At 73.7% G+C, this 8,272-nt stretch carries 10 protein-coding genes; 4 read left to right on the forward strand and 6 right to left on the reverse strand.

Annotation, left to right across the window (positions count from 1 at the left end):
* A partial coding sequence (locus KME77_RS04595) for a serine/threonine-protein kinase (RefSeq protein WP_219462272.1) occupies positions 1-895 on the reverse strand: 895 nt, incomplete at its 3' end.
* A gap of 53 nt (positions 896-948) precedes the next feature.
* Positions 949-1,767 (reverse strand): SDR family NAD(P)-dependent oxidoreductase, encoded by an 819-nt coding sequence (locus KME77_RS04600; RefSeq protein WP_219462274.1) that lies wholly within the window; start codon positions 1,765-1,767, stop codon positions 949-951.
* A 129-nt stretch (positions 1,768-1,896) separates the two neighbouring features.
* Here KME77_RS04600 and KME77_RS04605 point away from each other — a divergent pair, with 129 nt between their 5' ends.
* Positions 1,897-2,490 (forward strand): TetR/AcrR family transcriptional regulator, encoded by a 594-nt coding sequence (locus KME77_RS04605; RefSeq protein ID WP_219462277.1) that lies wholly within the window; start codon positions 1,897-1,899, stop codon positions 2,488-2,490.
* Here the strand turns inward: KME77_RS04605 and KME77_RS04610 are convergent.
* Positions 2,442-2,720 carry an MMPL family transporter gene (locus KME77_RS04610; RefSeq protein WP_219462285.1) on the reverse strand — a complete coding sequence of 93 codons (279 nt, stop codon included), beginning with the start codon at positions 2,718-2,720 and terminating at the stop codon, positions 2,442-2,444. The two genes, KME77_RS04605 and KME77_RS04610, sit on opposite strands and share 49 nt — an antisense overlap.
* Complete coding sequence (locus tag KME77_RS04615; RefSeq protein ID WP_219462278.1) at positions 2,693-3,271, reverse strand: MMPL family transporter; 579 nt, start codon at positions 3,269-3,271, stop codon at positions 2,693-2,695. Before KME77_RS04615 ends, KME77_RS04610 begins: the two co-directional genes overlap by 28 nt.
* Before the next feature lie 92 nt (positions 3,272-3,363).
* On the opposite strand from KME77_RS04615, the gene KME77_RS04620 reads away from it, so the two are divergent.
* Together KME77_RS04620 and KME77_RS04625 are read left to right on the forward strand one after the other, a co-directional pair.
* Complete coding sequence (locus tag KME77_RS04620; RefSeq protein WP_308250551.1) at positions 3,364-4,050, forward strand: response regulator transcription factor; 687 nt, start codon at positions 3,364-3,366, stop codon at positions 4,048-4,050.
* Positions 4,047-5,654, forward strand: coding sequence for a sensor histidine kinase (locus KME77_RS04625; RefSeq protein WP_219462279.1), 1,608 nt, complete (start codon positions 4,047-4,049; stop codon positions 5,652-5,654). Before KME77_RS04620 ends, KME77_RS04625 begins: the two co-directional genes overlap by 4 nt.
* Here KME77_RS04625 and KME77_RS04630 read toward each other — a convergent pair.
* Both KME77_RS04630 and KME77_RS04635 read right to left on the reverse strand, forming a co-directional pair.
* Positions 5,618-6,166, reverse strand: a complete 549-nt coding sequence (locus KME77_RS04630) for a GNAT family N-acetyltransferase (protein WP_219462282.1) — start codon at positions 6,164-6,166, stop codon at positions 5,618-5,620. The two genes, KME77_RS04625 and KME77_RS04630, sit on opposite strands and share 37 nt — an antisense overlap.
* Complete coding sequence (locus KME77_RS04635) at positions 6,163-6,720, reverse strand: CGNR zinc finger domain-containing protein (protein ID WP_219462283.1); 558 nt, start codon at positions 6,718-6,720, stop codon at positions 6,163-6,165. Before KME77_RS04635 ends, KME77_RS04630 begins: the two co-directional genes overlap by 4 nt.
* A 159-nt stretch (positions 6,721-6,879) precedes the next feature.
* Here KME77_RS04635 and KME77_RS04640 point away from each other — a divergent pair.
* The coding region (locus KME77_RS04640; RefSeq protein WP_281424039.1) for a glycosyl hydrolase at positions 6,880-8,272 on the forward strand (1,393 nt) is incomplete at its 3' end.

An 8,272-nucleotide genomic window follows, 5' to 3' on the forward strand; every position in this document is an offset into this window, starting at 1 on the left:
ACGGCTGCTCGTACGGCGGCTTCTGGGGCGGCGGGCCCGGGGCCCAGCCGGGGCCGGGCATCGGGGCCGAGCCGTCGGCCACCGAGGCCAGCATGCGGTCCAGCGAGCCGGTGTCGGGCCTGGCGGCCGGGTCGCGGGTGAGCAGCCGCCCGAGCACCGGCCCGAGCGCCCCGGCCCGCTGCGGCGGCGGAACGTCCTGGTTGAGCACCGCCGCCAGCGTCGCCAGCGTGGTGGCCCTGCGCAACGGGTGGCGGCCCTCGACCGCCACGTACAGGAGCATCCCCAGCGACCACAGGTCCGAGGCCGGGTCGCCCTCGACGCCGTTGATGCGCTCCGGCGAGATGTACTCGGGCGAGCCGATGAACGAGCCGGTCGCGGTCAGGCTGGTGGACTCGCGGACCGCCGCGATGCCGAAGTCGGTCAGCACCGAACGGCCGTCCGGGCGCAGCAGGACGTTGGCGGGCTTGACGTCGCGGTGCTGGATGCCGACCGCGTGCGCGGCGCTCAGCGCGGAGAGGATCTCGCGGCCGAGGCGAGCGGCGTCCTGCGGGGTCATCGGCCCGTGTTCGAGGCGCTCCTGGAGCGATCCACCGGAGACCAGCTCCATGACCAGCCACGGGTAGCCGCTGTCGCCACTGTCCACGATGTGGTAGATCGTCACGACGTGCGGGTGGTTCAGCCGGGCCAGGGCGCGGGCCTCACGCAGCACCCTGGCCCGCAGCTCGCGGGCGCCCTCCGGGTCGTGCTGGTCCATGTCCGGGTCGGGCGGGCGCACCTCCTTGAGCGCGACCTCCCGGTGCAGCGCCACGTCCCAGGCGCGCCACACCAGGCCCATGCCGCCACCGCCGAGCCGCTCCACCAGCTCGAAGCGGTCGTCGATCACCCGTTTGCGCATGCTGAGCAGCGTACGCCGTTGACCCTTGTCAGGATGTACGTGTTTGTCAGGTATTAGCCCGGCGCTTTGCGGCTGAGCTTCTCCCAGGCCCGATACTCCTCCGTCCTCGCCCGGTCCATCTGCTGGACCATGTCGTACGACGCCCCGCCGACGATCAGCCGCAGCGGCGGGTCCGGCAGGTCGACCAGCTCCATGACGACGGGCGCGGCCGTGGCCGGAGCCGGTCCGGCGTCGTCGCCCCACATCTCGGCCAGTTGCTCGCGCAGCGGCGCGTACTGCGGCATGGGCTCGGTCATCGTGGTGCCGACCGTGAACAGGCCGGTGTCGTACCCGCCCGGCTGCACGATGGTGACCTTGACCCCGAACGGCGCCACCTCCATCGCCAGCGCCTGACTGATCGAGTCGAGGGCCGACTTGCCGGCCGCGTACAGGCCGGCGGAGGCGACCCCGCTGCCCGAGCCCATCGACGTGACCTGCAGGACATGGCCGTGCCCCTGCTCGCGCAGGTACGGGACGACGGCCTGGGCCACCCAGATCGCGCCGAACAGGTTGACGTCGAAGTGCGCCCTGATCTGCTCCTCCGTCGCCTCCTCCAGCATGCCGAGCAGCATGCCGCCGGCGTTGTTGACCACGACGTCGAGCCGGCCGAAGGCCGCCGCCGCCTCGTCCACCGTCCTGCGCACCGCCTCGCGGTCGGACACGTCGAGCGTGAGCCGGACGAGCCGGCCGGGGTGCCGCTCGGCCAGGTCGGCGAGGGGTTCCACGTCGCGGGCGGCGCCGATGACCCGCTCACCCGCGTCCAGCGCCGCCTCCGCGAACGCCCGGCCCAGGCCACGGGACGCTCCGGTGATGAACCACACGCGAGCCGTCATCCGGCCCACCTCCTCTTTCTGGCCTTCGCGAGACGTTACGGTCCGTCTCGCAAGCTGAAGCATGCCTCAAACATCCGGCTCACGTCAAGACGGATCGTCTCGTCTCGCAGAAGTGCTATCGTCGTCGCCATGTCCGCCGACAAGCAGCCCAACCCCGCCCGCCGCAACGAGCGCTCCCGCCGGGCGATCCTCGACGCCGCCCGCGCCCTGGTCACCGAGCTGGGATACGGCAAGGTCACCATCGAGGCCATCGCCGCGCGGGCGGGCGTCGGCAAGCAGACGATCTACCGGTGGTGGCCGGGCAAGGGCGCGGTCATCCTCGACTCGTTCCTGGTGCTCAGCGAGGGGGCCGAGGGGCTGGCGCTGCCCGACACGGGCGACGTCGAGGCCGACCTCAAGGCGGTCATGCGGGCGACGGTCGCGGAGTTCGCCGACCCCGGCTTCGAGGCGCCGGTACGGGCGCTCAACACGGAGATCGCCAACGACCCCGACCTCGCCCGCCAATACCGGGAGAAGCTCGCCGGACCGGTGGACGAGGCCAAGAAGGAGCGGCTGCGGAGCGCGCAGCGGGCCGGCCAGATCGCCGCGGACGCGGACCTGGACCTGGCGCTCGAACTGCTGTACGCCCCGCTCTACCAGCGGTGGCTGCTGCGGGCGGGGCCGCTCACCGCCGACTACGCCGACGCCCTGGTGGACCTCACGCTGAAGGCCCTGCGCCCCTGAGCGGTCAGGCGAGCGCCCCGCGGCCGGCGGCGGGGCCAGTCCAGCCGGGCGCCTCCCTTGGCCAGCAGCACCGGCAGCAGGGTGAGCACGGCCGCCACGCTGACCAGCGGCACCAGGATCCCGCCGTACCCGATGCTGCGCAGGAACGGCACCGGGAGGACCACCATGGCCACCAGCCCGATCCCCACCGTGGCCCCGCTGATCACCACGGACCGCCCGGCGGTCGCCAGGGCCCGTCTGACGGCCTCGTCCCCTTCGTGGCCGTTCGCCCGATCCCCTCCGCCTCGGCCTCGCCCAGCGCCTCCAGGCCGGTGACGCGCAGCGTCGCGCCGTCCGGCACGGCCGGGCGCATGGCGCGCAGGAGGGGCTCGCTGAGGTCGGCGTTCATGCCGCGGGTGGGCGCGGTGAAGACCAGCCCGTACGTCGTGCGCCCGTCCGCGCCGACGAAGCGGCGGTCCCCGGTGTCGGCGTAGGACACGGTGCGCACCCGCATCGCCGCGGCCGCCGCCGCGAACGGCCTGCCGAGGGCCGCGCGCACCCCGGGGTCGTCCACCGTCGCGCCCGCGGGCAGGGTGATCACCGCGACGAGGGGCGGGTCGTCGCCGCCGGTGCCGTAGAGGCGGTGGAGGGCCTGGTTCGCCTCGTAGCCCGGCTGACCGGGCTGGGCGAGGTCCTCCTTCAGCCGGTCGCCCAGCCCGGCCGTGGCGAACCCGCCCAGAACGGCGAGTCCCAGCCAGACCAGGACGACGAGCAGCTTGTGCCGCAGAACGAAGTCAGTCATGCCACCCAGTGCAGCCCGACGATCTTCGACGGATCTGTGAGCGGTCTGCGGCTCCACAGAGATTTCCAAGGACGCGGCGCGAGACTGGAGGGGTGAGCACGCGCATCCTCGTCGTGGACGACGACCCGAACCTGTCCGACCTGGTGGTGATGGCCATGCGGTACGAGGGCTTCGAGGCCGTCGCCGCGGGCTCCGGGGCCGAGGCGGTCGCCCGGGTGGGCGACTTCTCGCCCGATCTGGTGGTGCTGGACGTCATGCTGCCCGACGTGTCAGGACTGGAGGCGTGCCGTCGGCTGCGGCGGCTGGGGCACCAGGTGCCGGTCATCTTCCTGACCGCGAAGGGGCGTACCGAGGACAAGATCGCGGGGCTCACGTCGGGCGGGGACGACTACGTGACCAAGCCGTTCAGCCTGGAGGAGCTGATCGCCCGCACGCGGGTCGTGCTCAGCCGCACGCGCCGCGCGACCCGCCTGTCGTACGCGGACCTGGAGATCGACGAGGACGCCTACGAGGTGCGGCGCGGCGGGCGGCTGCTGGAGCTGACGCCGACGGAGTTCAAGCTGCTGCGCTACCTGGTGGCCAACGCCGGGCGGGTGCTGACCAAGCAGCAGATCCTCGACCACGTCTGGGAGTACGACTCGGGCGGCAGCGAGGGCGTGGTGCACACATACATCAGCTACCTGCGCAGGAAGGTGGACGACGGCGAGGAGCCGCTGATCCAGACCGTGCCGCGGGTGGGCTACGCCCTGCGCCTCCCCCGGAGGGACGGGGTCTCTTGAGCCGCCTGTCGATGCGGGTGCGGCTCGGCGTCACGATGCTGCTCCTGCTGACCGCGGGGCTGCTGGGGGTGCCGATCGCGGCCTGGGGAGTGATCCGGGACGTGGCGGCCGAACGGGCGCACGCCGAGCTGGACCGGTTCTCGGCGTCGATGGCCGCGCTGATGGCCGACGGGCGCGTGATCGCGCAGCCCGAGGGGGACACCGCCAGGCTGCTGTCGGCCGCCATGCTGGCCGGCGGCTCACCGGCGTTCGTGCAGGTGCGCGGCGCGGGCGGCCACGTCCTGCGGACCATCGCGCCGCACGGGGCGCCCAGCGGGCCGGCCCGCGCCAGGTGGCCGGGACCGAGCACGGCGCAGTCGCCGGACGGGGCGCTGTTCGTCCGCGACGACGGCTCGGAGAACGGCGGGCCGGGTGACGGCGGCCCGGGGGATGAGGACCTGGGTGACGGCGGGCCCTTCGATCACGAGAACGACTGGTGGCTGCGGATCTCCTGGCTGCCCGACGGGCGGATCCTGACCACCGGGATCCGCACGACCGAGTACGACCTGCTGATCGGGCGGCTGGTGGGGGTGGTGGGGGCGATCACGGTGTTCGCGCTGGGCCTGCTGGCCGCGGTCGCGTTCCGTGCGATCAGCCGCGCGCTGCGTCCGCTGGACGAGATCGCGGCGACCGCCAAGGCCATCGGCGACGGCGACCTGACCCGGCGCGTCGAGCCGGCCGAGCCCCGCACCGAGGCGGGCCGGCTCGGGCTGGCGCTGAACGCGATGCTCGGCCAGATCGAGGGCGCCTTCCGGCAGCGGGCCGCCTCCGAGGAGCGGCTGCGGCGCTTCGTGGCCGACGCCTCGCACGAGTTGCGCACGCCCGTGGCGACCGTGCGCGGGTACGCGGAGCTGTTCCGGCGGGGCGCCTCCGACAGCGCCGAGGACCTGGCCAAGACCATGGCGCGGATCGAGTCCACGGCCGTCCACATGGGGGTGCTGGTGGACGAGCTGCTGCTGCTCGCTGACCTCGACGAGGGACGGCCGTCGGAGAGGGAGCCGGTCGACCTGGCCGAGCTGGCGGGCGAGGCGGTCGAGGCCGCCCGCGCGGTACAACCCGACCGGCCGCTGCGGCTGGTCACCGGGGCGGGCGGGACGGTCGTACGGGGGGACCGGACCCGGCTGCGGCAGGTGGTGGACAACCTGCTGGCCAACGTCCGCGCGCACACTCCCCCCGGCACCGCGGCCACCGTCACGGTCCGGGAGGACGACGGGACGGTGGTGGTCGAGGTGCGCGACGAAGGACCGGGGCTCGGGAAGGAGGAGGCGGCGCACGTGTTCGAGCGCTTCTACCGCGCCGACCCGGCCAGGACACGCGGCGGGACGCGCGGCGGGGCGGGGCTCGGGCTGGCGATCGTGGCGGCCGTCGCCGAGGCGCACGGCGGGAGCGCGCGGGTGGCGGCGACCGCCCCTGGAGCCGCTTTCGAGGTACGCCTGCCCGGATGCTCCGAGGCACGCCCCGCTCAAACCCTTGAGGCACGCCCGCCTCAGCGCCTTGAGGTCCGCCCGCCCGTCCGGGACGGCGGCGATCACGTGCCGGAGGCGTCCTCGCGGTCGATCCGGTAGAGGTAGTGGGCGCGGTCGTCGATCGGGTTGTCCGGCTCCATGTCGCCCTCGGCGACGCGGCGCAGCCCCGCCTTCTCCAGCGCCCGCCAGGAGCGGCGGTTGGCCGCCGACACCGGGACCAGGACGCAGGTGGCCGACGGGATCTCCGTCCAGGTCGCCTCGACGACGGCGCGGATCATCGCCGGTCCGAGGCCCCGGCCGACCTGGCCGGCGTCGCCGATCAGGTAGTCGAGGCTGACCGCGCCCTCCGGCACCGGGACGACGGGCTCCAGCTCGGCGACGTACTCGGGGTAGTCGGCCAGCAGGACGCGCTGCACCAGGCCGAGCGGGCTGCCGTCCAGGAGGATCAGCAGGTCCTCCGACGGCTCCTCGCCCCGGACGGCGGCGCCGAAGTCGCGCGCCACGGCCTCGGCGGAGGTCTCGTGGTTCCACCAGCGGGCCACGTGCGGCTCCTCCAGCCACTGCTTGAGCAGGGGGAAGTCGGACTCGGCGAGCCGACGCCAAGTGATCATGAGGACGCTCCCGTGCTGTGATGCCGGCGGTAGTAGCGCGCCTGCCTGTCCCGGTGGGCGCAGGAGGGGTGGCACCAGCGTCGGCGCGGATGGCTCTGGACGAAGATCAGCGAGCAGTCGGGGCTCTGGCAGCGCCGCACGCCGCCCGCCCGCGGGCCGGTCAGCAGCTCGATGCAGCAGGTGGCGATGCGGCCCAGCGTCGCCGTGCTCCCGTCGGTGGTGTCCGCCCAGTGCGCGGCCGGCCCGCCGGCGGACCAGTCCAGCCGCAGGTGGGTGGGGGCGGCCGCGGCAAAGGCGTTGACCCGCTCGACCGCCGCCGCGTCGGGCGTCCGGCCCTCGACGGCGGCCGTCAGGAGGTGGTGGACGCTGTCGCGCAGCGCGCGCACGTCGGCGGCCACACGTCCCATGGCCGCCGTCTCCGCCGGGCGGACGAGGGCGAACCAGGCGTCGACCCAGGCGGCCGTACGCAGGTAGTCGGTGCCGTCGTACAGCGTGTTGGCCAGCTCCACGGCGACCGGCTCGGTGCCGAGGACGGGAAACTCCGGGTCGGACATGAGGCTGACGCTAACAGAGCCGTACAACCGTCAGCATCTCCTTTTTCGGCCGGTTCGGCCGCCGACCGATATCTCATTTTTCGTGTGAACTTAACGCTGGACAGCGTGACTTTCGACTGCCAAGGTGAAGCTCGCCTCACCCGAGCACCGGAGACACTGATGACGCTGCCTGCGGCTCTGGCCGACATCCTGCGCGAACCGCCCAAGGCGTACTCCCCCACCGCCATCTGGTGGTGGAGCGGCGAGCGGCTGACCCGCGAACGCCTGCGCCGGCAGCTCGAACGCTTCGCCGAAGGCGGCGTGTGGAACCTCGTGATCCTCAACCTGGCGCCGTCGGGGCCGATGTTCGGCTCCGATGCCGACGACCCGCCGTTCTTCTCCGAGGAGTGGTGGCGACTGCTCACGCTCGTCTGCGACGACGCGGAGGAGCTGGGGATCTCGCTGTGGTTCTACGACCAGCTCGGCTTCTCCGGGGCCGACCTTCAGGCGCGGCTCGTGGACGAGCGCCCCGAGTTCGCCGGGCGCTGGCTGGCGCCCGACGGCTCGGTGACCACGCGCGGCTTCGACTACCTGTCGGCCGACGCGTGCGCGGCGCTGATCGACCGGGTGCACGGCGAGTTCGAGCGCAGGCTGGGCCCCCGGCTCGGCCGGGTGGTCGCCGGATCCTTCCAGGACGAGCTGCCGTCCGTCCCCACCTGGTCGGACACGTTCGCCGCCGAGTTCGCCAAGCGACGGGGGCACGAGCTGACGCCCCGGCTGCTGGGGGAGGACGGCGAGGAGGCCGACCGGGCGCGGCATGACCACCAGCGCACCCGCGCCGAGCTGGCCGAGGAGGCGTTCTTCCGGCCGCTGGCCGACTGGCACGCCCGCCACGGCCTGCTGAGCGGCTGCGACCAGCAGGATCCCGCCCGCGCCGGACATCCGGTCGAGGGCGTGCAGCTGTACGCCGACTATCCACGCACCCACCGCTGGTTCAGCGCCCCCGGCTCCGACCACCACGGCGACGCGCGGGTGCACTCCTCGCTCGCCCACCTGTACGGACGGCCGCGCACCTGGATCGAGGCGTTCCACTCCAGCGGCTGGGGCGGCACGCTGGAGGAGACCTTCGACTGGCTGCTGCCCTGGCTGCGGGCCGGGGCGACCCTGTACAACCCGCACGCCGTCTACTACACGACCAAGGGCGGGTGGTGGGAGTGGGCGCCGCCGGCCACGGACTGGCGGCAGCCGTACTGGCGGCACCACCGGGTCTTCGCCGACGCCGTGACACGGCTGTGCGCGGCGCTGTCGCTGGGGCGGCACGCCTGTGACGTGGCGGTGCTGATGCCCACCACGGCCGCGCAGGCGGGGGCGCGGCCGGACGAGGCGGTGTCGGCGCAGGCCGCGCGGGCGCAGGAGGTGTACCGGGAGCTGGTGGGGGACATGGCGTGGTTCCGGATGGTGCCGGGGGCGCTGGACCGGCTCGGGCTGGACGCCGACGTCATCGACGACGACTCACTCCAGCGAGCGGTGGTGACCGACGCGTCCGGCTGGGCCGCCGCGCCCGACGGAGTCG

The sequence above is a fragment of the Nonomuraea rhizosphaerae genome (assembly GCF_019396405.1).
Lineage (GTDB): Bacteria > Actinomycetota > Actinomycetes > Streptosporangiales > Streptosporangiaceae > Nonomuraea > Nonomuraea rhizosphaerae.

What these genes read in the sequence shown, in the direction of transcription:
- KME77_RS04600 (WP_219462274.1), bottom strand. Translation starts at nt 1,767, where the DNA reads ATGACGGCTCGCGTGTGGTTCATCACCGGAGCGTCCCGTGGCCTGGGC.
- KME77_RS04605 (WP_219462277.1), top strand. Translation starts at nt 1,897, where the DNA reads ATGTCCGCCGACAAGCAGCCCAACCCCGCCCGCCGCAACGAGCGCTCC.
- KME77_RS04615 (WP_219462278.1), bottom strand. Translation starts at nt 3,271, where the DNA reads ATGACTGACTTCGTTCTGCGGCACAAGCTGCTCGTCGTCCTGGTCTGG.
- KME77_RS04630 (WP_219462282.1), bottom strand. Translation starts at nt 6,166, where the DNA reads ATGATCACTTGGCGTCGGCTCGCCGAGTCCGACTTCCCCCTGCTCAAG.
- KME77_RS04635 (WP_219462283.1), bottom strand. Translation starts at nt 6,720, where the DNA reads ATGTCCGACCCGGAGTTTCCCGTCCTCGGCACCGAGCCGGTCGCCGTG.